The following is a 22,151-nucleotide window of genomic DNA, read 5'->3' as shown; positions in this document are numbered from 1 at the left end:
GTAGCCTCCAGGCTATTGTTTTTGTCGTTCCTGACCCGGCGCGTAAGCGCCGAAGCCTTTAAAAAGGGGACGATTTTAGCGACGCTAAGCGTAGTTGTCAGTCATCAGATTCAGAAAAGCTTTTACGCGTTTTTACTTGCGCCATGCTTTCAAGAATGCGGTGGTAGTTTTCAAACCGACTTTCGGCAATTTCGCCTTTCTCTACCGCTTCGCGGATGGCGCAACCTGGATCGGTATCGTGCTTGCAGTCGCGGTATTTGCAATGACCAAGATAGTCATGGAATTCGACAAAGCCGTTGGTGATTTGTTCCGGTTCGAGATGCCAGAGGCCAAACTCGCGAACGCCCGGTGAATCAATCACATCGCCGCCATGCGGGAAATGATAAAGCCGCGCCGCAGTCGTGGTGTGCTGGCCAAGACCAGAGACGTCGGAAACATCGTTGGTGAGGATTTGATCTTCCTGAAAATCGAGCAACGCATTGAGCAGGCTCGATTTACCCACCCCCGATTGACCCGCAAAAATGCTTATGCGGTCGGTCAGTGCTTCAACAAGCGGTGCCAGACCGTCTTGCGTATGGCTTGAAACCATCAGCACCTTGTAGCCAATCCCACGATAGATATCCATCTGCTCGTTAACGAAGCGCAAACTGTCGTCATCCAGCAAATCAATTTTGTTCAGCACAATTAACGGCTCAACCTGCAGGGCTTCACACGCCACCAGATAGCGGTCGATGATATTGAGCGATAACTCCGGCAGGATGGCGGAAACCACGACGATTTGGTCGATGTTTGCCGCGATCGGTTTGACGCCATCGTAAAAGTCAGGGCGCGTCAGCACCGAGGTGCGTTCATGGACCGCTTCTACGATGCCTTTCACGGTGACGCCTTCAGCCGCCGCTTTACCCGGACGCCACACCACGCGATCGCCGGTGACCAGCGAGCGGATAGTTCGGCGTATGTTGCAGCGATGCACTTCGCCATCGGCGGATTCCACATCGGCATGCATGCCAAAGCGGCTGATCACCACCCCTTCGGACGGATCACCGAACAGGTTATCATCGTAGTCAGCTTTCTCCGCAGACGTTTTCAGTCGGCGCTGGTGGTTCGCATTGACGCGGCGCTGCTGCCCTTTGGAGAGTTTATTTTTACTCAATCGTGCTGGCTCCTGGTCGCCCCGGATGGGCAAAACGACTATGATACACGCAATTTTAGATGAATATAGTTACGCGAGCAGGGTGGAAAATAGCATGAGCGCAAATGAAAACAACCTCATTTGGATCGATCTTGAAATGACGGGGTTAGATCCCGAGCGCGATCGCATTATTGAAATCGCGACGCTGGTGACCGATGCAAACCTCAACATTCTGGCGGAAGGCCCGGTCATTGCAGTCCACCAATCCGACGCGCAATTAGCGCTGATGGATGACTGGAACGTACGCACGCACACCGGCAGTGGACTGGTGGATCGCGTCAAGGCCAGCCAACTGGATGACCGCGCGGCAGAACTGGCGACCATCGCGTTCCTGAAAGAGTGGGTACCCGTTGGGAAATCGCCTATTTGTGGTAACAGTATCGGCCAGGATCGCCGCTTTCTGTTTAAGTACATGCCGGAACTCGAAGCCTATTTCCACTATCGTTACCTTGATGTCAGCACGCTGAAAGAGCTGGCGCGCCGCTGGAAACCGGAAGTGCTTGAAGGGCTGAAAAAGCAGAACACCCATCAGGCGCTGGATGATATTCGCGAATCGGTGGCGGAACTGGCTTACTATCGCGAGCATTTTATTAAGCTGTAATGTGGTAACGGCGCAGGGGCGAAAATTTTATCGTCGGCCCTGTAGGCCCGTAGTGATGCGGTTTTGCTGGAAAAATGCGCGTTTTGTCGATTAAATCGGCACTTGAACAAAAAAAGCGAAAATTTGCTTTCGGGGGCTTGCAGCAGGAAGGATTTCTCGTATAATGCGCCTCCCGTGAAGACACAGAAATGTGCAACACGGCATCACGAAATTTTGGTGAAAAGCGTAAGCAAGTTGCTGAAAAATCGATGATAAGCGGGAATAGCTCAGTTGGTAGAGCACGACCTTGCCAAGGTCGGGGTCGCGAGTTCGAGTCTCGTTTCCCGCTCCAAAATTTGAAATGCACCATCCAGATTTACTGGCTTCGGCATTGACGTTGGATCCAGATAAATATGCGGGAATAGCTCAGTTGGTAGAGCACGACCTTGCCAAGGTCGGGGTCGCGAGTTCGAGTCTCGTTTCCCGCTCCAAATTTGAAATGCCGAAAGGCACGCACCATCCAGATTTACTGGTGACGGCAAGCAAGCCAAACCAGATAAGTATGCGGGAATAGCTCAGTTGGTAGAGCACGACCTTGCCAAGGTCGGGGTCGCGAGTTCGAGTCTCGTTTCCCGCTCCAAATTTTCAAATCCAATAAATTATCCACAGCGGGTTTCCTCGTTGGGGACGTTTTTTATTGTCTTCGCTAAACGTTTGTGAACAGACTTATCCACAGGCGAGCCTTTCATTCGCAACACAACGATTACTTCGATAAGCAAACGACTTTCTTTTAATTTCTTGAAAATAAATAAGAAAATAACATTGCAAACTGTTAACGCGATCGCTTGACGATTTTGTGAACGTTGAATCGTAATGTGTTTTTAATTTTATTCACAAGCTGTGGATGGCCTCAGGCATCGCGTGGCAACCCTTTTTCAACCACCCTCACCAGACGTTGTTTTTTCGACGTTTGGACTTCCACCACGCAGGCGTTACGCTTCTCATTTTGCTGCGCAATCGCCCACTGTATGTGTTCGTCGAGAAGTGGGTGCTCACCCATACGTTGTTCCAGTGCCTGAATATTGGCAGCGTCCCACGGTGCATTTCCCAGCGCGACGGCAATATTCCGCAGCCAGCGCAGATGACCAATACGGCGTATGGCCGAACCCTCCGTGATTTTCAAAAAATACGCCTCGGTCCAGCCGAACATCTCAATCAACGCTGGCGCGTGCAGCGCTTTACGTGGGCTGAAATCCTCTTCTTCGGTCAGTTGAGAGAAACGGTTCCACGGGCAGATCAACTGACAATCGTCGCAGCCGTAGATGCGGTTACCTATCAGCGGACGAAACTCTTCAGGGATAGCGCCTTCCAGCTCAATGGTGAGGTAAGAAATGCAGCGTCGGGCATCGACCGTATAGGGTTCGACAATCGCGCCGGTCGGGCAGATGGTCATGCAGGCCACACAGCGACCGCAGCTTTCTTCCACCGGTTGGTCGACGGGTAGCGGTAGATCGATCAATAACTCGCCAAGAAAAAAGAACGAGCCTGCGTCGCGGCTTAAGATAAGTGAGTGCTTACCTGTCCAGCCAAGCCCGGCTTTTTCCGCCAGTGGGCGCTCAAGAATGGGCGCAGAATCGACAAAAGGTCTAAAATTCAGCGAAGCACATTGCTGCTGAATTAACTCGCCGAGCTTTTTTAACCGGTTGCGCAGCAGCTTATGGTAATCGCGGCCCAGCGCATAACGGCTGACATACCCGAGCGCCGGGTTTTTTAACGTGCTGGCGAAGGCCGCTTGCGCGGGAAGGTAGTTCATTCGCACGCTGATAACGCGCAGTGTGCCGGGGAGAAGCTCATGGGGGCGGGCGCGCATCATGCCGTGACGCGCCATCCACTCCATCTCGCCGTGATATTGTTTATCCAGCCATGCCTGTAAGGCAGGTTCGCTGGCGCTGAGATCGGTATTGGTAATACCGACCTGCTGAAAACCCAGTTCAGTGCCCCACTGTTTGATTTGTTGCGCTAAATGATTGAGATCGAGGGGTTCTGACATGACGGACCATACAATGAAGAAAATCGCAGCAAGTATACCACACTCTGTCTGGCCTGCTGAGGACCTCAGGCGCGCTGAAAAAGAGGCGGCGGATAGCCTTGGCATTACGCTTTATGAACTGATGCAGCGCGCGGGAGAAGCGGCATTCAACATTGCGCGGGAACAGTTTCCTGCTGCGCACTGCTGGCTCGTGCTATGCGGTCACGGCAATAACGGTGGCGATGGCTATGTGGTGGCGCGTTTAGCCGCAGCGGCGGGGCTTTCCGTGACGCTGCTGGCGCTGGAAGGCAACAAACCGCTGCCGGAAGAGGCCGCGCAGGCGCGCGATGCGTGGCTCAACGCCGGCGGCGAGATCCATGCGGCTGATGTTCTGTGGCCGGAACAGGTTGATCTCATTATTGATGGGCTGCTTGGCACCGGCCTCACTAGTGCGCCGCGCGACGCTGTGGCGGCGCTGATTGATCATGCCAATGCGCATCCGGCTCCTGTGCTGGCGCTGGATATTCCCTCTGGCCTGAATGCGCAAACTGGCGCGGCCGCTGGTGCGGTGATGCAGGCATGTCATACGGTAACGTTTATCGCCCTTAAACCCGGCTTGCTAACGGGCAAAGCGCGCGATGTAGTTGGTCAATTACATCACCATGCCTTGGGGCTTGACGCCTGGCTTTCAGGCCAGCAAACATCTATTTCCCGTTTTGATGCCAGCCTACTTACACAGTGGTTTACGCCACGGCGTCCCACTTCGCATAAAGGCGATTTTGGACGGCTGGTGATTATCGGTGGCGATCACGGAACGGCAGGCGCGGTGCGCATGGCGGGAGAAGCCGCGTTGCGCACAGGAGCCGGCCTGGTGCGGGTACTCACGCGTAGTGAGAATATCGTGCCCATTATTACCGCGCGCCCGGAATTGATGGTGCACGAACTCACAGCCGAGTCGCTGGATGAGAGCCTTGAATGGGCGGATGTGGTGGTTATCGGCCCCGGTCTTGGGCAACAGGAGTGGGGTAAAAAGGCGTTACAGAAAGTGGAAAATTTTCGCAAACCGATGTTATGGGATGCGGATGCGCTGAACCTTCTGGCAATCAATCCCGATAAACGTCACAATCGCGTTCTGACGCCGCACCCCGGCGAAGCTGCTCGCCTGCTTAACTGTAGCGTGGCAGAAATTGAAAGCGACCGCTTACTTTCCGCTCGGCGTCTGGTAAAACGTTACGCAGGTGTTGTCGTGCTGAAAGGTGCGGGTACGGTTATCGCGAGTGACGAAGGCGAAACGGGCATTATTGATGCCGGTAACGCCGGGATGGCAAGTGGCGGAATGGGCGATGTGCTGTCGGGCATTATTGGTTCGCTACTGGGGCAAAAATTGAGCCTGTATGACGCGGCCTGCGTCGGGTGTGTCGCGCACGGCGCGGCGGCGGATTGCCTGGCGGTGCAGCACGGCCAGCGAGGTATGCTGGCAACCGATCTTTTTAGCACGCTGGTGCGTGTTGTTAACCCGGATGTAATTGAAACAGAAGATGATTAATCGAGTTATTCCTTTACCTGACGAGCAATCAACACTGGATCTCGGCAAGCGTGTGGCGCAAGCCTGCGACGGCGCGACAGTGATTTATTTATATGGCGATCTTGGTGCAGGTAAAACCACCTTTAGCCGGGGATTTCTGCAGGCTTTAGGCCATAACGGCAATGTCAAAAGCCCGACTTACACACTGGTTGAACCTTACACCCTCGATAAATTAATGGTGTATCACTTCGATTTGTACCGCCTTGCGGACCCGGAGGAGCTGGAATTTATGGGGATCCGTGATTATTTTGCCAACGATGCGATTTGCCTGGTCGAGTGGCCGCAACAAGGTGCGGGTGTACTGCCTGACCCGGATGTCGAAATCCATTTAGATTACCAGGCGCAGGGGCGTGAGGCGCGCATTAGCGCTGTATCCTCATCTGGCGATTCGTTACTGGCACGTATGGCCGGTTAACCGGAAGGATGACGGAATGATCTGTCGCGTGAAAAGTTGGTTGGCGCTCGCGTTGTTACTGCTGTGTACGCAGGTGAGTGCGGCGAGTTTAGCGGATATTCAGGTGTCGAATGGCGATAGCCAGGCGCGTATCACCTTCAGTTTTATGGGCGATCCTGACTATTCCTTTTCGCAGCAGGGCAAGCGCAGCGTTGCGCTGGACATCAAGCAGACCGGCGTGATTCAGGGATTGCCGCTGCAATTCAGTGGCAATAATCTGGTGAGAAGCATTCGTGCCGGTACCGCACAGGACAACCAGTCGATTCGGCTGGTGGTAGATCTGACGCAGAACGGTAAAACTCGCGCGGTGAAACAGCAAAGCGGAGCGGGTTACACTGTCGTCTTTACCATTGATGCTGATGTTCCTCCGCCGCCACCGCCGCCAAAAGTAGTAATGAAACGCGCGGAAACCCCGGCGGTTATGCCGCAACAAACGGCACCGGGACGCAATCCGTTTAAAGGCGAAAACGATCGCATCACCAGTGTCACCAGCAGCAATACCATCACGCGGCCTGCGATGCAGTCGCGCGCGGTTTCTGGCGATAAAGTCGTGATTGCCATCGATGCCGGGCACGGCGGTCAGGACCCCGGCGCGATTGGCGCAGGGGGAACGCAAGAGAAAAATGTCACTATCTCCATCGCGCGGAAACTGCGGGCGTTACTGAATGGTGACCCGATGTTCAAACCGGTCATGACGCGCGATGGCGATTACTTTATTTCGGTGATGGGCCGCTCCGATGTGGCGCGTAAGCAGAACGCAAACTTTTTGGTTTCGATTCATGCCGATGCCGCGCCTAATCGCGATGCAACCGGCGCTTCGGTATGGGTATTGTCTAACCGCCGTGCAAACAGTGAAATGGCGGGTTGGCTGGAGCAGCATGAGAAGCAGTCCGAGCTGCTTGGCGGCGCGGGCGATGTGCTGGCAAATAGCCAGTCTGACCCGTATCTGAGCCAGGCGGTGCTGGATTTACAGTTCGGTCATTCCCAGCGTGTAGGCTATGATGTCGCCACCAGCATGCTCAGCCAGCTTCAGCGTATTGGTGCATTACATAAACGCCGCCCTGAGCACGCCAGCCTTGGTGTTCTGCGCTCGCCGGATATTCCATCGGTGCTGGTCGAAACCGGTTTTATCAGTAACAGCAGCGAAGAACGGCTACTGGGAAGCGATGCTTACCAGCAGCAAATTGCCGAAGCGATTTACGGCGGGCTGCGTAACTATTTCCTCGCACATCCGTTGCAATCCTCACCGCAGAGCGGCGGGCAAACCGCCAGCGCGGGCTCATCTGCTAACGGGCTGCTCAACTAAGGATTTTTTCATGCCGATACAGGTTCTACCGCCACAGCTTGCGAACCAGATCGCCGCGGGCGAAGTGGTTGAACGCCCTGCGTCGGTGGTGAAAGAGTTAGTGGAAAACAGCCTTGATGCTGGCGCTACGCGCATTGATATTGATATCGAACGCGGCGGCGCGAAGTTGATTCGTATCCGTGATAACGGCGTCGGTATCAAAAAAGAGGAGCTGGCGCTGGCGTTGGCACGCCACGCGACCAGCAAAATCGCGTCTCTGGATGACCTGGAAGCGATCATTAGCCTCGGGTTCCGTGGTGAAGCGCTGGCGAGTATCAGCTCGGTTTCCCGTTTAACGTTGACTTCCCGTACTGCCGAACAGCAAGAAGCCTGGCAGGCTTACGCCGAAGGGCGCGAGATGGCGGTGACGGTAAAACCCGCTGCGCACCCGGTGGGCACAACGCTTGAAGTGCTGGATCTGTTTTACAACACGCCGGCGCGGCGCAAATTTATGCGCACGGAAAAAACCGAGTTCGGCCATATTGATGAAGTGATCCGCCGTATCGCGCTGGCGCGTTTTGATGTCACCATTAACCTCAATCACAACGGCAAATTGGTGCGTCAGTACCGTGCCGTTGCGGAAGGGGGGCCGAAAGAGCGCCGTCTTGGCGCGATTTGCGGCACGGCATTCTTAGAGCAAGCGCTGGCTATTGAGTGGCAACACGGTGACTTAGCATTGCGTGGCTGGGTGGCCGATCCCAAAACGACGTCCAGTGCTTTCGCTGAAATCCAGTATTGCTATGTGAATGGCCGCATGATGCGCGACCGGCTGATAAACCATGCCATTCGCCAGGCCTGTGAAGATAAACTGGGTGCGGATCAGCAGCCAGCGTTTGTGCTTTATCTGGAAATCGATCCGCATCAAGTGGATGTGAATGTCCATCCGGCGAAACATGAGGTGCGCTTTCATCAGTCGCGCCTGGTGCATGATTTTATCTACCAGGGCGTGTTGAGTGTGCTGCAACAGCAGATGGAAACACCGTTACCGCTTTCTGAAGAACCCGCGCCAAGAGCGCTGCCGGAAAACCGCGTGGCGGCAGGGCGCAACCAGTTTGCCGAACCGCTGATCGCTCGCGAGCCGCAAGCGCCGCGTGTTTCCCCACCTTCTTCCGGTGGAGCGCGTAGCAATACCGCAGGTGCTCAACCGTGGCCTAACGCTCAGCCGGGTTATCAGAAACAGCAGGGGGCGCTGTATCGACAATTGCTGGAAACCCCGGTTGTCGAACGTAACAATGAAAAAGCGGAGCCTGTTGCTCCGGCACTGGACGGACACAGCCAGAGTTTTGGTCGCGTATTGACGCTTATTGCACCGCATTTCGCGCTACTTGAGCGTGACGGAAAGTTAGCATTGCTGGCGCTGCCGGTGGCTGAACGTTGGCTGCGCCATGCGCAACTGTCGCCGGACCACGCGCCTGCTTGTGGTCAACCGCTGTTAATTCCGGTGCGTTTAAAAATCTCTGCACAAGAGAGCGCAGTATTGAAGCGTTCTCAGGCGGTGCTGGCGGAAATGGGCATCGAATTTGTTCCCGATGGACAGCACGTGACCATTCGCGCAGTGCCTTTACCCTTGCGCCAACAAAATTTACAAATCTTGATTCCCGCTCTGATAGGCTACCTGGCGCAGCAGACAAGCATTGATGCGGTGAATATTGCTCACTGGTTGGCGCGCCAGCTGGCGAGTGAACATCCACAATGGAGTGTGGCGCAGGCGATAACCCTACTTGCCGACGTTGAACGGCTTTGTCCGCATCTGGTGAAGACCCCGCCGGATGGTTTATTACAACCTGTTGATTTACAAAAGGCGATGAACGCCCTGAAAAATGAGTGAAGTAAGTAAGGCTGGCCTGCCGAAGGCTATTTTTTTGATGGGGCCCACGGCCTCCGGCAAAACCGCATTAGCCATTGAGCTTCGTAAAGTTTTGCCAGTAGAGTTGATAAGCGTAGATTCAGCCCTTATTTATCGGGGAATGGATATTGGTACCGCCAAGCCGAGCGCGGAAGAGTTACAGGCTGCGCCGCACCGGTTGTTGGATATTCTCGATCCGGCGTTAGCTTATTCCGCCGCTGATTTTCGCCGCGATGCGCTGGCGGAGATGAAAGAGATAACCGATGCAGGGCGCATTCCTCTGCTGGTTGGCGGTACGATGCTCTACTTTAAGGCGTTGCTGGAAGGGTTATCGCCTCTTCCGTCAGCAGACGCACAAGTGCGAGCAGACATTGAAAAGCAGGCAGCAGAGCGTGGATGGGAAGCGTTGCATCAGCAGTTACGGGAGATCGATCCCGTTGCGGCAGCGCGGATTCATCCAAATGATCCGCAAAGGCTTTCCCGGGCACTGGAAGTTTTTTTCATTTCGGGTAAAACTTTAACGGATCTGACGCAAACGTCAGGAGACGCTCTGCCTTACCAGGTGCATCAGTTCGCCATCGCCCCGGCGAGCCGTGAACTGCTCCATCAACGAATCGAGCAGCGTTTTCATCAGATGTTGGCTTCAGGTTTTGAAGCAGAAGTGCGGGCGCTTTTTGCTCGTGGTGATTTGCATACGGATATGCCTTCCGTTCGTTGTGTGGGATACCGCCAGATGTGGTCATACATTGAAGGCGAAATTTCATACGATGAAATGGTTTATCGAGGTATTTGCGCGACGAGGCAGTTAGCCAAGCGGCAGATAACCTGGTTGCGGGGCTGGGATGGCGTTCACTGGTTAGAGAGTGAAAAGCCAGAAAAGTCTTACCGTGACGTGCTACAGGTTGTTAGTGCTATCGCAGGGTGAATGTGTACAATTAAGTCGTATGGCGCGCAAATTTTTACGCAGTTTTCAGAACTTACGGGTTCTAAGTACAAAACAAGCATATAAGGAAAAGATAGAATGGCTAAGGGGCAATCTTTACAAGATCCGTTCCTGAACGCACTGCGTCGGGAACGTGTTCCAGTTTCAATTTATTTGGTGAATGGTATTAAGCTGCAAGGGCAAATTGAGTCTTTCGATCAGTTCGTGATCCTGTTGAAAAACACGGTCAGTCAGATGGTCTATAAGCACGCGATTTCAACTGTTGTTCCATCTCGTCCGGTTTCTCATCACAGCAACAATGCCGGCGGCGGTACCAGCAGTAACTACCATCACGGTAGCAACGCGCAGGGCTCTGCACAGCAGGAAGGCGAAGAGACCGAATAAGGTTGACGGCTGATTTTCCAGATCGGGGAGCCAGTAAAGCTGTGTTCCCCGCTGGTATTTTATGAGGGTTTACGCTTGTTTGACCGTTATGACGCCGGTGAGCAGGCGGTACTGGTACACATCTATTTTTCGCAAGACAAAGATATGGAAGACCTCCAGGAGTTTGAATCTCTGGTCTCTTCCGCCGGTGTCGAAGCAATGCAGGTGATTACCGGTAGCCGTAAAGCACCGCATCCAAAATATTTTGTTGGTGAAGGTAAAGCAGTTGAAATTGCGGATGCCGTAAAATCTGCGGGCGCTTCTGTTGTGCTCTTTGATCATGCGCTAACCCCAGCCCAGGAACGTAACCTGGAGAGACTGTGCGAATGTCGAGTCATCGATCGCACCGGCCTGATATTAGATATTTTTGCCCAGCGTGCGCGTACGCATGAGGGGAAATTGCAAGTTGAGCTGGCGCAGTTGCGCCATCTGGCGACACGCCTTGTGCGTGGCTGGACCCACCTTGAACGACAAAAGGGCGGCATTGGTTTGCGCGGTCCGGGTGAAACCCAGCTCGAAACCGACCGTCGTTTGTTGCGTAACCGCATTACTCAGATCCTCTCGCGCCTCGAAAAGGTTGAAAAGCAGCGTGAACAGGGGCGTCGTTCCCGCACGAAAGCCGATATTCCAACGGTCTCGCTGGTGGGGTACACCAACGCCGGTAAATCCACGCTGTTCAATCACATAACGGAAGCGCAGGTCTATGCGGCCGATCAGTTGTTCGCCACCCTCGATCCGACCCTGCGTCGTATCGATGTCGCGGATGTCGGCGAAACGGTGCTGGCAGATACGGTAGGGTTTATTCGCCACTTGCCGCACGATTTGGTTGCCGCGTTTAAAGCAACCTTGCAGGAGACGCGCCAGGCGACGTTGTTGCTGCATGTGATTGACGCCGCTGATGTGCGAGTGCAGGAAAACATTGATGCAGTGAACACCGTGCTGGAAGAGATTGAGGCGCACGAAATCTCAACGCTACTGGTGATGAACAAAATCGATATGCTGGACGATTTCGAACCGCGTATTGATCGGGATGAAGAGAACAAACCGATCCGTGTCTGGCTCTCCGCGCAGACAGGGGTTGGCGTACCACTGTTATTCCAGGCTTTGACTGAGCGTCTTGCGGGTGAAGTGGCGCAGCACACGCTGCGATTACCGCCGCAGGAAGGGCGTCTGAGAAGTCGGTTTTACCAGCTTCAGGCAATAGAAAAAGAGTGGATGGAAGACGATGGCAGCGTAGGTATGCAGGTGCGTATGCCGATCGTCGACTGGCGTCGACTCTGTAAACAAGAACCGGCACTCGAAGAGTACGTCGTTTGACCGGCAGCCTGAAGATTTTTCCCCTTTGGGGGTGCCCGCCAAAGGCCGGGTATACACCGCAAATAAATATGGAGCACATACATGGCGTGGAATCAGCCCGGTAACAACGGACAAGACCGCGACCCGTGGGGAAGCAGCAAACCAGGCGGCAACTCTGAGGGAAATGGAAACAAAGGCGGTCGCGATCAGGGGCCACCTGATCTGGATGATATTTTCCGTAAACTGAGTAAAAAACTCGGTGGCCTGGGCGGTGGTAAAAGCACCGGCGGCGGTACGCCGGGTTCCTCAGGACCACGTGGCCAGGCGAGCGGGCGTATTGTGGGCATTGTTGCCGCAGCGGTCGTTATTATCTGGGCTGCAACCGGGTTCTACACCATTAAAGAAGCGGAACGTGGCGTTGTGACCCGTTTTGGCAAGTTCAGCCATTTGGTCGAACCGGGCCTCAACTGGAAACCGACCTTTATCGATAACGTGACTGCAGTAAACGTGGAATCCGTTCGCGAACTGGCGGCATCTGGCGTGATGTTGACGTCTGATGAAAACGTCGTGCGTGTTGAAATGAACGTGCAGTATCGCGTTACCGATCCTGAGCGCTATCTGTTTAGCGTTACCAGCGCCGACGACAGCTTGCGTCAGGCAACGGACAGCGCGCTGCGCGGCGTTATCGGTAAATACACCATGGATCGTATTCTGACCGAAGGCCGTACCGTTATTCGTAGCGATACCCAGCGCGAGCTGGAAGAGACCATTCGCCCGTATAACATGGGGATTACCCTGCTGGACGTTAACTTCCAGGCCGCTCGTCCGCCGGAAGAGGTGAAAGCCGCGTTTGATGATGCGATTGCCGCCCGTGAAAACGAGCAGCAGTACATCCGTGAAGCCGAAGCCTACACCAACGAAGTTCAGCCGCGTGCGAACGGTCAGGCGCAGCGTATCCTCGAAGAGGCGCGCGCGTACAAAACGCAAACTATCCTGGAAGCACAGGGTGAAGTGGCGCGTTTCGCTAAGATCCTGCCGGAATATAAAGCTGCGCCGGAAATTACCCGTGAGCGTCTGTATATCGAAACCATGGAAAAAGTGCTGAGCCATACCCGCAAAGTGCTGGTTAACGATAAAGGCGGCAACCTGATGGTTCTGCCGCTGGATCAGATGCTGAAAGGCGGTAATGCCGCGCCTGCGGCAAAGAGTGACAACAGTGGCGCGAATAACTTGCTGCGTCTGCCACCAGCGTCAAGCTCCAGCAGCAGCGCAAACAGCGCTCCCGCAACCTCTGCGGGAGATATCATGGACCAACGCCGCGTTAACGCGCAGCGTAACGATTACCAGCGTCAGGGGGAATAACGATGCGTAAGTCAGTTATCGCAATCATCATCATCGCGCTGGTAGTGCTCTACACCTCTATCTTTGTAGTGAAAGAAGGCGAGCGCGGTATCTCGCTGCGCTTTGGTAAAGTGCTGCGTGATGATGAAAACAAGCCGTTGGTATATGCACCGGGCCTGCATTTCAAACTGCCGTTTATTGAGTCGGTTAAGCTGCTTGATGCACGTATCCAGACCATGGATAACCAGGCAGATCGCTTTGTGACCAAAGAGAAAAAAGACCTGATCGTCGACTCTTACATCAAGTGGCGTATCAGCGATTTCAGCCGTTACTATCTGGCGACCGGCGGCGGTGACGTCTCCCAGGCGGAAGTGCTGCTGAAACGTAAGTTCTCTGACCGTCTGCGTTCTGAAATCGGTCGTCTGGACGTAAAAGACATCGTTACCGATTCTCGTGGTCGTTTGACGCTCGAAGTGCGCGATGCGCTGAACTCTGGTTCTGCAGGCACTGAAGACGAAGTGTCGACGCCTGCTGCTGATGACGCCATCGCGAAAGCGGCTGAGCGTGTTCAGGCTGAAACCAACGGTAAAGTGCCGGTTATCAACCCGAACAGTATGGCGGCGTTAGGTATTGAAGTGGTTGATGTGCGTATTAAGCAGATCAACCTGCCGACTGAAGTGTCGGATGCGATTTACAACCGTATGCGCGCCGAGCGTGAAGCGGTTGCCCGTCGCCACCGTTCACAAGGTCAGGAAGAAGCGGAAAAACTGCGTGCTGCAGCGGATTACGAAGTGACCAAAACGCTGGCAGAATCTGAGCGCCAGGGGCGTATCCTGCGCGGTGAAGGTGATGCTGAAGCGGCGAAACTGTTTGCTGATGCATTCAGTCAGGATCCGGACTTCTATGCCTTTATCCGTAGCCTGCGTGCCTATGAAAGCAGCTTCCAGAGCAACCAGGATGTGATGGTGCTTAGCCCGGATAGCGATTTCTTCCGTTATATGAAGACGCCGACTTCCGCGACTCGTTAAGAAACCTGCGGTTTTCATCGTAAAAACCACCGCCTTTTCCGGCGGTGGTTTTGTGTTTATAAGGATCAGCAATGAATTCGACAATCTGGCTCGCTCTGGCGCTGGTTTTGGTACTTGAAGGGCTTGGACCGATGCTTTATCCGCGCGCCTGGCGGCGTATGATCGCCTCTCTGAGCCTGTTGCCGGACCATCTTTTGCGTCGATTTGGCGGTGGGCTTGTGGTCGCGGGTGTAGTTATCTACTACATGTTGAGGAAAACGATTGGCTGAGGGAAATCAGGCGTTCTTTGGGCATTTTTGCACAGAAAAAGTGCTGAATCTGAAAAAAAGCGGTGGTAGAATCCATTTTTAAGCAAACGGTGATTTTGAAAAATGGGTAACAACGTCGTCGTACTGGGCACCCAATGGGGTGACGAAGGTAAAGGGAAGATTGTTGATCTTCTGACTGAACGGGCTAAATATGTTGTACGCTACCAGGGCGGTCACAACGCAGGCCATACTCTCGTAATCAACGGTGAAAAAACCGTCCTCCATCTTATTCCATCAGGCATTCTTCGCGAAAACGTCACCAGCATCATCGGTAACGGCGTTGTGCTGTCTCCCGCTGCGCTGATGAAAGAGATGAAAGAACTGGAAGACCGTGGTATCCCGGTTCGCGAACGTCTGCTGCTCTCTGAAGCATGTCCGTTAATCCTTGATTATCATGTAGCGCTGGACGTGGCGCGTGAAAAAGCGCGCGGCGCGAAAGCTATCGGTACTACCGGTCGCGGTATCGGCCCGGCTTACGAAGATAAAGTTGCTCGTCGTGGTCTGCGCGTTGGCGATCTGTTCGATAAAGCGACTTTCGCCGACAAACTGAAAGAAGTGATGGAATATCACAACTTCCAGCTGGTGAACTTCTACAAAGTGGAAGCGGTTGACTACCAGAAAGTGCTTGATGATGTCATGGCGATTGCCGACATCCTGACGGCAATGGTGGTGGACGTTTCCGATTTGCTGGACCAGGCGCGTAAGCGCGGCGATTTCGTGATGTTCGAAGGCGCGCAGGGTACGCTGCTGGATATCGATCACGGTACTTATCCGTATGTGACCTCCTCCAACACTACCGCTGGCGGTGTCGCGACGGGGTCCGGCCTTGGCCCGCGTTACGTGGATTACGTGCTCGGCATCATCAAAGCTTACTCCACGCGCGTAGGTGCTGGTCCGTTCCCGACTGAACTGTTCGACGATATCGGCGAGTTCCTCTGCAAACAGGGTAATGAATATGGCGCCACTACTGGCCGTCGCCGTCGTACCGGCTGGCTGGACGCGGTTGCTGTACGCCGCGCGGTGCAGATCAACTCCCTGTCTGGCTTCTGCCTGACCAAGCTGGACGTGTTGGACGGCCTGAAAGAAGTGAAAATCTGTGTTGCTTACCGCATGCCGGATGGCCGCGAAGTCACCACCACGCCGCTGGCGGCTGACAATTGGGAAGGTATCGAGCCGATTTACGAAACCATGCCAGGCTGGTCTGAATCGACCTTTGGTGTAAAAGATCGTAGCGGTCTGCCGCAGGCGGCGCTGAATTACATCAAACGCATTGAAGAACTTACCGGCGTGCCGATCGACATCATCTCCACCGGTCCGGATCGTACTGAAACCATGATCCTGCGCGATCCGTTCGACGCATAATATGGTTTAAGGGCGCGTAAATCGCGCCCTTTTTCTTCGCTTTTTTCACCCTTCCGTTCAAATAAATTAGCGACCTGACAGGTGGCTGGTTTATCATCAATAGTGTCAATACCTGCGGGTATCTCATTTTTTTCCCTTTTATGAGGTTGATGTGCAGTTAACAAGCTTTACCGATTACGGTTTGCGCGCCCTGATCTACATGGCGTCGCTGCCGGCAGGACAAATGACCAACATTACTGAAGTTACAGAAACGTATGGCGTGTCCCGTAATCATATGGTCAAGATAATCAATCAGCTGAGCCGTGAAGGCTACGTCGCGGCCGTCCGTGGGAAAAACGGTGGGATCCGGCTGGGGAAACCCGCGCAGGATATTCGTATTGGTGATGTTGTCCGCTCGCTTGAGCCGCTGGCGCTGGTCAATTGCAGCAGCGAGTTTTGCCATATTACCAGTGCCTGTCGCCTGAAAAAGGCGCTTGCCAAAGCTGTGCAAAGTTTTCTTAAGGAGCTGGATAACTACACGCTGGCCGATTTGGTTGAAGAGAATCAACCGCTTTACAAATTATTGCTGGTGGAATGACGAAAATTTCCATCAGAGCTGACAACGGAGGAACCGCAATGTCACAAGATCCTTTCCTCGAACGCGAATCTGAAAAATATACCAACCCCATTCCCAGCCGCGAATTCATCCTCGATCACTTAGCCAAACGCGAAAAACCTGCCAGCCGGGACGAACTGGCTATCGAACTCAATATCGAAGGTGAAGAGCAACAAGAAGCGCTGCGCCGCCGTCTGCGCGCTATGGAGCGCGACGGGCAATTAGTCTTTACCCGCCGTCAGTGCTACGCCTTACCGGAACGTCTCGATCTGCTCAAAGGCATGGTGATTGGTCACCGCGACGGCTATGGTTTTCTGCGCGTTGAAGGCCGCAAAGACGATCTTTATCTCTCCAGCGAGCAGATGAAAATGTGTATTCACGGCGATCAGGTGCTGGCGCAACCGCTGGGTGCCGATCGTAAAGGCCGCCGCGAAGCGCGCATCGTACGCGTGCTGGTGCCGAAAACCGGGCAGATCGTTGGCCGCTACTTTACTGATGCAGGCGTCGGTTTTGTCGTGCCGGATGATAGCCGCATGAGTTTTGACATCCTTATCCCGCCTGAAGAGGTTATGGGAGCGCGCATGGGCTTTGTGGTGGTCGTTGAGTTGACACAGCGTCCAACCCGCCGCACAAAAGCGATTGGTAAAATCGTCGAGGTGCTCGGCGACAATATGGGTACCGGCATGGCGGTCGACATGGCGCTGCGTACTCATGAAATTCCTTACCAGTGGCCGCCAGAAGTGGAAAAACAGGTCGCCGGGCTGAAAGAGCAAGTGCCGGAAGAAGCCAAAGTTGGACGCGTCGATCTGCGCGACCTGCCGCTGGTGACCATTGATGGCGAAGACGCGCGCGACTTCGACGATGCCGTTTTCTGTGAGAAGAAACGCGGCGGCGGCTGGCGCTTATGGGTAGCTATCGCTGATGTGAGCTACTACGTGCGTCATGGCACCGCGCTTGATAACGAAGCCCGTAACCGTGGCACGTCAGTTTACTTCCCATCGCAAGTGGTACCGATGCTACCGGAGGTGCTCTCAAACGGCCTGTGCTCGCTGAACCCGCAAGTGGATCGCCTGTGCATGGTCTGTGAAATGACCGTCTCCTCAAAAGGGCGCTTAACCGGTTTTAAATTCTACGAAGCGGTGATGAGCTCCCACGCACGTCTGACCTACACCAAAGTGTGGCATATGCTGCAAGGCGATCAGGAACTGCGTGAGCAGTACGCGCCGCTGGTGAAACACATCGAAGAGCTGCATAACCTGTATAAAGTGCTCGATCAGGCGCGCGCTGAGCGCGGTGGCATCTCGTTTGAGAGCGAGGAAGCGAAGTTTATCTTCAACGCCGAGCGCCGCATTGAGCGTATTGAGCAGACTCAGCGTAACGATGCGCACAAGCTGATTGAAGAGTGCATGATCCTCGCCAACATCTCCGCCGCGCGTTTTGTGGAGAAAGCCGACGAGCCGGCGCTGTTCCGTATTCACGATAAACCGACCAACGATGCGATCACCGCGTTCCGTTCCGTGCTTGCCGAGCTGGGACTGGAGTTGCCGGGCGGCAATAAACCGGAGCCGCGCGATTACGCCGCGCTGCTGGAATCGATTGCCGATCGCCCGGATCACGAAATGCTGCAAACCATGCTGCTGCGCTCGATGAAACAGGCGATCTACGATCCGGAAAACCGCGGCCACTTCGGCCTGGCGCTGCAATCTTATGCGCACTTCACTTCGCCGATTCGCCGCTACCCTGACTTATCACTGCACCGCGCCATTAAATATTTACTGGCGAAAGAGCAGGGGCTGAAGGGCAACAGCACCGAAACTGGCGGCTGGCACTACAGCATGGAAGAGGTGTTGCAACTGGGACAGCACTGTTCGATGACCGAACGCCGCGCTGATGAAGCGACCCGTGATGTCTCGGACTGGCTGAAATGCGACTTTATGCAGGATCAGGTCGGCAATACCTTCCCGGGTGTTATCGCCAGCGTCACCGGCTTTGGTTTCTTCGTGCGGCTCGACGATCTGTTTATCGATGGTCTGGTGCATGTCTCTTCGTTGGATAACGACTATTATCGTTTCGATCAGGTCGGTCAGCGTCTGATTGGCGAATCCGGCGGGCAAACGTATCGCCTCGGTGATCGGGTGCAGGTAAAAGTCGAAGCGGTTAACATGGATGAGCGCAAGATTGACTTCTCGCTGATCTCCAGTGAGCGCAGCCCGCGTAACGTGGGTAAAACCGAGCGTGAAAAAGCGAAGAAAGGTTCGGCTGGCAAAAACGGCGCTGCGAAAAAGCCGCCGCGTCGCCAGATGGGTAAAAAAGTGAATTTCGAGCCAGACAGCGCCTTCCGTGGTGAAGGTGGAAAAGGCAAAGCGAAAAAAGCCAAAAAACCGTCGGCTAAAACGCAGAAAATCGCCGCCGCGACTAAAGCGAAACGCGCAGCGAAAAAGAAAACCGACCAGTAATATTACGAAGCCCTTCCTTGTGAAGGGCTTTTTTCTGTCTACGTTATTTCAGTTCGACCATCTTGATCCTTATTCCTCGCGACCTGTAAGTAAATTCTCCTTCTTAATTTATGCAGTGTATTCCGGATAGGCGACGCTTCGGCAATGCCCCGGTTCTGTCAGTCGCAATCTGAACTTTCCCCCTTCATCAGTACGCAAAGCAGCCCCTGGCCTGCGGAGGTACTTTCTGCGGCGCGTGTCGGTTATAATGAGCGCAAGTGATGAGTGTCACGGCCCACATAACGCGGCGAAACCGCCCCAAATGAGTACCATCAATGAGTGAAATGATTTACGGCATCCATGCGGTGCAGGCCCTGCTGGAGCGCGCCCCGGAGCGTTTTCAGGAAGTGTTTATTCTGAAAGGCCGCGAGGACAAACGTCTGCTGCCGCTGATCCACGCGCTGGAAGCGCAGGGCGTGGTGATCCAGGTGGCGAACCGCCAGTATCTGGATGAAAAAAGCGAAGGCGCGGTGCACCAGGGGATCATTGCACGCGTGAAACCGGGGCGTCAGTACCAGGAAAACGATCTGCCGGATCTGATAGCCAGCCTCGATCAACCCTTCTTCTTGATCCTGGATGGCGTTACCGATCCGCACAACCTGGGCGCGTGTTTGCGTAGCGCAGACGCGGCGGGCGTGCATGCGGTGATCGTGCCGAAGGACAAATCCGCGCAACTTAACGCCACGGCAAAAAAAGTCGCCTGCGGCGCGGCAGAGAACGTACCGTTGATCCGCGTGACCAACCTGGCGCGCACCATGCGCCTGTTGCAGGAAGAGAATATCTGGATTGTCGGCACAGCGGGCGAAGCCGATCACACTCTGTTCCAGAGCAAAATGACCGGGCGCATGGCGCTGGTAATGGGCGCGGAAGGTGAAGGTATGCGCCGTCTGACGCGTGAGCACTGTGATGAGCTGATCAGCATCCCGATGGCGGGCAGCGTGTCGTCGCTTAACGTCTCGGTTGCCACCGGTATCTGCCTGTTTGAAGCGGTGCGCCAGCGCGCGCTTTAAGCTTGCAACGTTCAGTAAAACCACCCTTATTCGGGTGGTTTTTTTTGCTCTGAAGACTGGTAGAATTTGCCGGCAGATATTTTCTCTTTTTACTTTTATTGCGATGGAATAATCAGGGTATAAATGATGGCATGGACTGTAGAGACACTTAGCGCGGCATTATTGCACTCATCAGCGCTTACGTTAAATATCCAACACGAAGCCGATGCGTTAATTATTAAGCTGGATGACTACGGCGATTTGCAATTAAACCTGTTGCTCACTTCCCGGCAGATAATTATTGAAACCTATATTTGTCCTTTAAGTGAAATTAAACAACAGGACACTTTTAACGCCTTCTTGCTGCGCAATCAAAAACTTTTACCTTTATCGTCTGTTGGCATCTCGCCTGTCGGCGGGGAAGAGTATTATGTCGCCTTCGGCGCGCTGTCACTTAACTCCTCGCTCGACGATATCCTGCTCGAAATCTCCACGCTTGCGCAAAATGCGCTGGATCTTGCTGAACTAACCGATGATTTTACCCAATAACATTGTCAGGGAGTGGTTGTATGGGAATTTTAAAAAGCCTGTTTACGCTGGGTAAATCCTTTATTGCTCAGGCGGAAGAGTCGATTGAAGAGACACAGGGTGTGCGCATGCTGGAGCAGCATATCCGCGACGCGCGCGCTGAGCTGGATAAAGCGGGGAAATCCCGCGTCGACCTGCTGGCACGCGTTAAGTTGAGCAACGATAAACTCAACGATTTGCGCGAGCGCAAAGCCAGTCTTGAAGCCCGTGCGCTGGAAGCGATGGCGAAAAACGTGGATGCCGATTTGCTCAATGAAGTCGCCAGCGAAATTGCCCGTCTGGAAAATACCATTGCGGCGGAAGAACAAGTGCTGGCGAACCTTGAAACCTCGCGCGATGCCGTTGAAAAAGCGGTCACCGCCACGGCACAGCGTATTGAGCAGTTTGAGCAGCAACTGGAAGTGATTAAAGCCACCGATGCGATGCAGCGCGCGCAACAGGCTGTCACCACGTCTACCGTGGGCGCGTCCAACAATGTGGCGACGGCGGCGGAGTCCCTGAAACGCCTGCAGGCGCGTCAGGCTGAACGCCAGGCCCGGCTTGATGCGGCAACACAGCTTGAGAAAGTGGCGGACGGGCGCGATCTCGACGAAAAACTGGCGCAAGCCGGTATTGGCGGCAGCGATAAAACCTCAGCGCAGGATGTGCTGGCGCGTCTGCAACAGCAACAAAAATCGTGATGCTCTCTTTTCTGAAAAACCTGCTGGGGCGGGCTGATGCGGCGGCCCCGGTAAGAGGTCCGCTTGGGTTGCATCTGCATGCGGGTTTCACCATTGATACGCTGCTGTTTCGCCTGTGCGAAGACGATTTGCTGGTTCAGCTTCCCGGCGAAGAGTACACCATTGGCGCGTGCGGGTCGTTCGATCTCGGCGCCGGATGCATGATTCATCGCTACTACACAACGGGCGATGAGTTCCTGCAAATCAGCACTTCCGGCGGTCTGGAAACGCACAACATCGATGACATCAAACTGTTTGTGTATGAAGAGAGTGCGGGCGTTTCTGGCGAAACAGCCTGGCGCGATATGCTGAGCGCAAAAGCAATGGGTAAGCCCGCGTTACGCTGGCGAGATTGTCAGTGGCAGCGCGTGTTTAACGCGGAAGAGCGGGGCGATATCGAACCGGTCTATACGCTGGAAACCGTCAACAACCACGCTGGCGCAAGCTGGGAAGTACACAACTTTATGATGGCGTACCAGCGCGAAGTCACCGCTGACGTGTTCGAATATTTGCTGTTAAACGGCGAAGAAACCTTTAATGCACAAAACCAACCGGAGTGGATCTACTCGCGTGCGCTGGGCGTGGATATTCCGCTGACATCATTAAAGGTCATTGGTTAATTATGGGAGTAGACATGCATATTCTCGGATCGCTACTGGCGTTTTGCTCGTATTTTTTTATTGGCATTGCAATGGTGCTCTGTTTTCTCTTCGTTTATACGCGCATTACCCCGCACGATGAATGGCGATTAATTAAAGAGAATAACCTCGCCGCATCGTTAGCATTTAGTGGTTCGCTGCTGGGCTATATTATTCCGCTCTCCAGCGCGGCCATTAATTCAGTGAGTATTCCGGATTATTTAATCTGGGGCGTTATAGCGCTGGTGGTGCAGTTACTTGTTTACGGCGGTGTGCGTCTATATATGCCGAAACTGAGTGACAAGATAATTAACAGCAATACTGCCGCCGGGTTATTTATGGGTGCGGCGGCACTGGCGGGCGGGATTTTTAATGCTGCCTGCATGACGTGGTAA

The 22,151-nt window shown here is 54.1% G+C and carries 21 protein-coding genes and 3 tRNA genes; 22 read left to right on the top strand and 2 right to left on the bottom strand.

Features of this window, described 5'->3' with window-relative positions; translation table 11 throughout:
• Positions 1–97: 97 nt before the first annotated feature.
• A complete protein-coding gene (gene rsgA, locus C813_RS43735; RefSeq protein WP_017459179.1) occupies positions 98–1,153 on the bottom strand; it encodes a small ribosomal subunit biogenesis GTPase RsgA in 1,056 nt (351 codons plus the stop codon).
• 94 nt (positions 1,154–1,247) lie between these two features.
• Between rsgA and orn the strand changes: the two genes are divergently transcribed.
• The 4 genes from orn to C813_RS43715 all read left to right on the top strand — a co-directional run bounded on the left by orn (position 1,248) and on the right by C813_RS43715 (position 2,412).
• On the top strand, positions 1,248–1,793 hold the full coding sequence (gene orn / locus C813_RS43730) for an oligoribonuclease (protein ID WP_017459178.1): 546 nt from the start codon (positions 1,248–1,250) through the stop codon (positions 1,791–1,793).
• Positions 1,794–2,048: 255 nt separating this feature from the next.
• Positions 2,049–2,124, top strand: a tRNA-Gly gene (locus C813_RS43725).
• A gap of 63 nt (positions 2,125–2,187) precedes the next feature.
• A tRNA-Gly gene (locus C813_RS43720) sits at positions 2,188–2,263 on the top strand.
• A gap of 73 nt (positions 2,264–2,336) precedes the next feature.
• Positions 2,337–2,412 (top strand) — tRNA-Gly (locus tag C813_RS43715).
• A 270-nt stretch (positions 2,413–2,682) separates the two neighbouring features.
• On the opposite strand, the gene queG is transcribed toward C813_RS43715, so the two are convergent.
• Positions 2,683–3,822 carry a tRNA epoxyqueuosine(34) reductase QueG gene (gene queG / locus C813_RS43710; protein WP_017459177.1) on the bottom strand — a complete coding sequence of 380 codons (1,140 nt, stop codon included), beginning with the start codon at positions 3,820–3,822 and terminating at the stop codon, positions 2,683–2,685.
• Here queG and nnr point away from each other — a divergent pair.
• The 18 genes from nnr to C813_RS43620 all read left to right on the top strand — a co-directional run bounded on the left by nnr (position 3,821) and on the right by C813_RS43620 (position 22,151).
• On the top strand, positions 3,821–5,347 hold the full coding sequence (gene nnr, locus C813_RS43705; RefSeq protein WP_017459176.1) for a bifunctional ADP-dependent NAD(P)H-hydrate dehydratase/NAD(P)H-hydrate epimerase: 1,527 nt from the start codon (positions 3,821–3,823) through the stop codon (positions 5,345–5,347). The two genes, queG and nnr, sit on opposite strands and share 2 nt — an antisense overlap.
• Entirely contained in the window at positions 5,340–5,801 is a 462-nt protein-coding gene (gene tsaE / locus C813_RS43700) for a tRNA (adenosine(37)-N6)-threonylcarbamoyltransferase complex ATPase subunit type 1 TsaE (protein WP_017459175.1), read from the top strand. The genes nnr and tsaE overlap by 8 nt, the downstream gene beginning before the upstream one ends.
• 16 nt (positions 5,802–5,817) lie before the next feature.
• Positions 5,818–7,146: an N-acetylmuramoyl-L-alanine amidase AmiB gene (amiB, locus tag C813_RS43695; RefSeq protein ID WP_017459174.1), complete on the top strand. Its 1,329-nt coding sequence runs from the start codon at positions 5,818–5,820 to the stop codon at positions 7,144–7,146.
• A gap of 10 nt (positions 7,147–7,156) precedes the next feature.
• Entirely contained in the window at positions 7,157–9,013 is a 1,857-nt protein-coding gene (gene mutL / locus C813_RS43690; RefSeq protein WP_017459173.1) for a DNA mismatch repair endonuclease MutL, read from the top strand.
• Complete coding sequence (gene miaA, locus C813_RS43685) at positions 9,006–9,956, top strand: tRNA (adenosine(37)-N6)-dimethylallyltransferase MiaA (RefSeq protein WP_017459172.1); 951 nt, start codon at positions 9,006–9,008, stop codon at positions 9,954–9,956. Before mutL ends, miaA begins: the two co-directional genes overlap by 8 nt.
• Positions 9,957–10,052: 96 nt before the next feature.
• The gene (hfq, locus tag C813_RS43680; RefSeq protein ID WP_017459171.1) at positions 10,053–10,358 is read left to right on the top strand and encodes an RNA chaperone Hfq; all 306 of its coding nucleotides are present in this window, start codon (positions 10,053–10,055) and stop codon (positions 10,356–10,358) included.
• 75 nt (positions 10,359–10,433) lie between these two features.
• Positions 10,434–11,714, top strand: a complete 1,281-nt coding sequence (gene hflX / locus C813_RS43675; protein ID WP_017459170.1) for a ribosome rescue GTPase HflX — start codon at positions 10,434–10,436, stop codon at positions 11,712–11,714.
• Positions 11,715–11,795: 81 nt separating this feature from the next.
• Positions 11,796–13,055: an FtsH protease activity modulator HflK gene (gene hflK, locus C813_RS43670; RefSeq protein WP_017459169.1), complete on the top strand. Its 1,260-nt coding sequence runs from the start codon at positions 11,796–11,798 to the stop codon at positions 13,053–13,055.
• A gap of 2 nt (positions 13,056–13,057) precedes the next feature.
• Positions 13,058–14,062 (top strand): protease modulator HflC, encoded by a 1,005-nt coding sequence (hflC, locus tag C813_RS43665; RefSeq protein WP_017459168.1) that lies wholly within the window; start codon positions 13,058–13,060, stop codon positions 14,060–14,062.
• 71 nt (positions 14,063–14,133) lie between these two features.
• Positions 14,134–14,331 carry a DUF2065 domain-containing protein gene (locus tag C813_RS43660; RefSeq protein ID WP_017459167.1) on the top strand — a complete coding sequence of 66 codons (198 nt, stop codon included), beginning with the start codon at positions 14,134–14,136 and terminating at the stop codon, positions 14,329–14,331.
• A gap of 102 nt (positions 14,332–14,433) precedes the next feature.
• Positions 14,434–15,732 carry an adenylosuccinate synthase gene (gene purA / locus C813_RS43655; protein WP_017459166.1) on the top strand — a complete coding sequence of 433 codons (1,299 nt, stop codon included), beginning with the start codon at positions 14,434–14,436 and terminating at the stop codon, positions 15,730–15,732.
• A 151-nt stretch (positions 15,733–15,883) separates the two neighbouring features.
• Complete coding sequence (gene nsrR / locus C813_RS43650; RefSeq protein ID WP_017459165.1) at positions 15,884–16,309, top strand: nitric oxide-sensing transcriptional repressor NsrR; 426 nt, start codon at positions 15,884–15,886, stop codon at positions 16,307–16,309.
• 38 nt (positions 16,310–16,347) lie between these two features.
• Positions 16,348–18,783, top strand: coding sequence for a ribonuclease R (gene rnr / locus C813_RS43645; RefSeq protein WP_017459164.1), 2,436 nt, complete (start codon positions 16,348–16,350; stop codon positions 18,781–18,783).
• 314 nt (positions 18,784–19,097) lie between these two features.
• Positions 19,098–19,832 (top strand): 23S rRNA (guanosine(2251)-2'-O)-methyltransferase RlmB, encoded by a 735-nt coding sequence (gene rlmB, locus C813_RS43640; RefSeq protein ID WP_017459163.1) that lies wholly within the window; start codon positions 19,098–19,100, stop codon positions 19,830–19,832.
• Positions 19,833–19,958: 126 nt separating this feature from the next.
• Complete coding sequence (locus tag C813_RS43635) at positions 19,959–20,360, top strand: YjfI family protein (RefSeq protein WP_017459162.1); 402 nt, start codon at positions 19,959–19,961, stop codon at positions 20,358–20,360.
• A gap of 20 nt (positions 20,361–20,380) precedes the next feature.
• On the top strand, positions 20,381–21,079 hold the full coding sequence (locus tag C813_RS43630; protein ID WP_017459161.1) for a PspA/IM30 family protein: 699 nt from the start codon (positions 20,381–20,383) through the stop codon (positions 21,077–21,079).
• Positions 21,079–21,738: a DUF2491 family protein gene (locus C813_RS43625; RefSeq protein ID WP_025263749.1), complete on the top strand. Its 660-nt coding sequence runs from the start codon at positions 21,079–21,081 to the stop codon at positions 21,736–21,738. Before C813_RS43630 ends, C813_RS43625 begins: the two co-directional genes overlap by 1 nt.
• Positions 21,739–21,752: 14 nt before the next feature.
• The gene (locus C813_RS43620) at positions 21,753–22,151 is read left to right on the top strand and encodes a DUF350 domain-containing protein (RefSeq protein WP_017459159.1); all 399 of its coding nucleotides are present in this window, start codon (positions 21,753–21,755) and stop codon (positions 22,149–22,151) included.

This window comes from Kosakonia sacchari SP1 (assembly GCF_000300455.3).
GTDB classification, from domain to species: domain Bacteria; phylum Pseudomonadota; class Gammaproteobacteria; order Enterobacterales; family Enterobacteriaceae; genus Kosakonia; species Kosakonia sacchari.
Note: the sequence above shows the minus strand (reverse complement) of the source record. Positions and strands in the feature narration are given on the sequence as shown.

Coding starts and splice junctions, on each gene's coding strand:
- orn (WP_017459178.1), top strand. CDS start 1,248: ATGAGCGCAAATGAAAACAACCTCATTTGGATCGATCTTGAAATGACG.
- nnr (WP_017459176.1), top strand. CDS start 3,821: ATGACGGACCATACAATGAAGAAAATCGCAGCAAGTATACCACACTCT.
- queG (WP_017459177.1), bottom strand. CDS start 3,822: ATGTCAGAACCCCTCGATCTCAATCATTTAGCGCAACAAATCAAACAG.
- tsaE (WP_017459175.1), top strand. CDS start 5,340: ATGATTAATCGAGTTATTCCTTTACCTGACGAGCAATCAACACTGGAT.
- amiB (WP_017459174.1), top strand. CDS start 5,818: ATGATCTGTCGCGTGAAAAGTTGGTTGGCGCTCGCGTTGTTACTGCTG.
- mutL (WP_017459173.1), top strand. CDS start 7,157: ATGCCGATACAGGTTCTACCGCCACAGCTTGCGAACCAGATCGCCGCG.
- miaA (WP_017459172.1), top strand. CDS start 9,006: ATGAGTGAAGTAAGTAAGGCTGGCCTGCCGAAGGCTATTTTTTTGATG.
- hfq (WP_017459171.1), top strand. CDS start 10,053: ATGGCTAAGGGGCAATCTTTACAAGATCCGTTCCTGAACGCACTGCGT.
- hflK (WP_017459169.1), top strand. CDS start 11,796: ATGGCGTGGAATCAGCCCGGTAACAACGGACAAGACCGCGACCCGTGG.
- hflC (WP_017459168.1), top strand. CDS start 13,058: ATGCGTAAGTCAGTTATCGCAATCATCATCATCGCGCTGGTAGTGCTC.
- C813_RS43660 (WP_017459167.1), top strand. CDS start 14,134: ATGAATTCGACAATCTGGCTCGCTCTGGCGCTGGTTTTGGTACTTGAA.
- purA (WP_017459166.1), top strand. CDS start 14,434: ATGGGTAACAACGTCGTCGTACTGGGCACCCAATGGGGTGACGAAGGT.
- rnr (WP_017459164.1), top strand. CDS start 16,348: ATGTCACAAGATCCTTTCCTCGAACGCGAATCTGAAAAATATACCAAC.
- rlmB (WP_017459163.1), top strand. CDS start 19,098: ATGAGTGAAATGATTTACGGCATCCATGCGGTGCAGGCCCTGCTGGAG.
- C813_RS43635 (WP_017459162.1), top strand. CDS start 19,959: ATGGCATGGACTGTAGAGACACTTAGCGCGGCATTATTGCACTCATCA.
- C813_RS43630 (WP_017459161.1), top strand. CDS start 20,381: ATGGGAATTTTAAAAAGCCTGTTTACGCTGGGTAAATCCTTTATTGCT.
- C813_RS43625 (WP_025263749.1), top strand. CDS start 21,079: ATGCTCTCTTTTCTGAAAAACCTGCTGGGGCGGGCTGATGCGGCGGCC.
- C813_RS43620 (WP_017459159.1), top strand. CDS start 21,753: ATGCATATTCTCGGATCGCTACTGGCGTTTTGCTCGTATTTTTTTATT.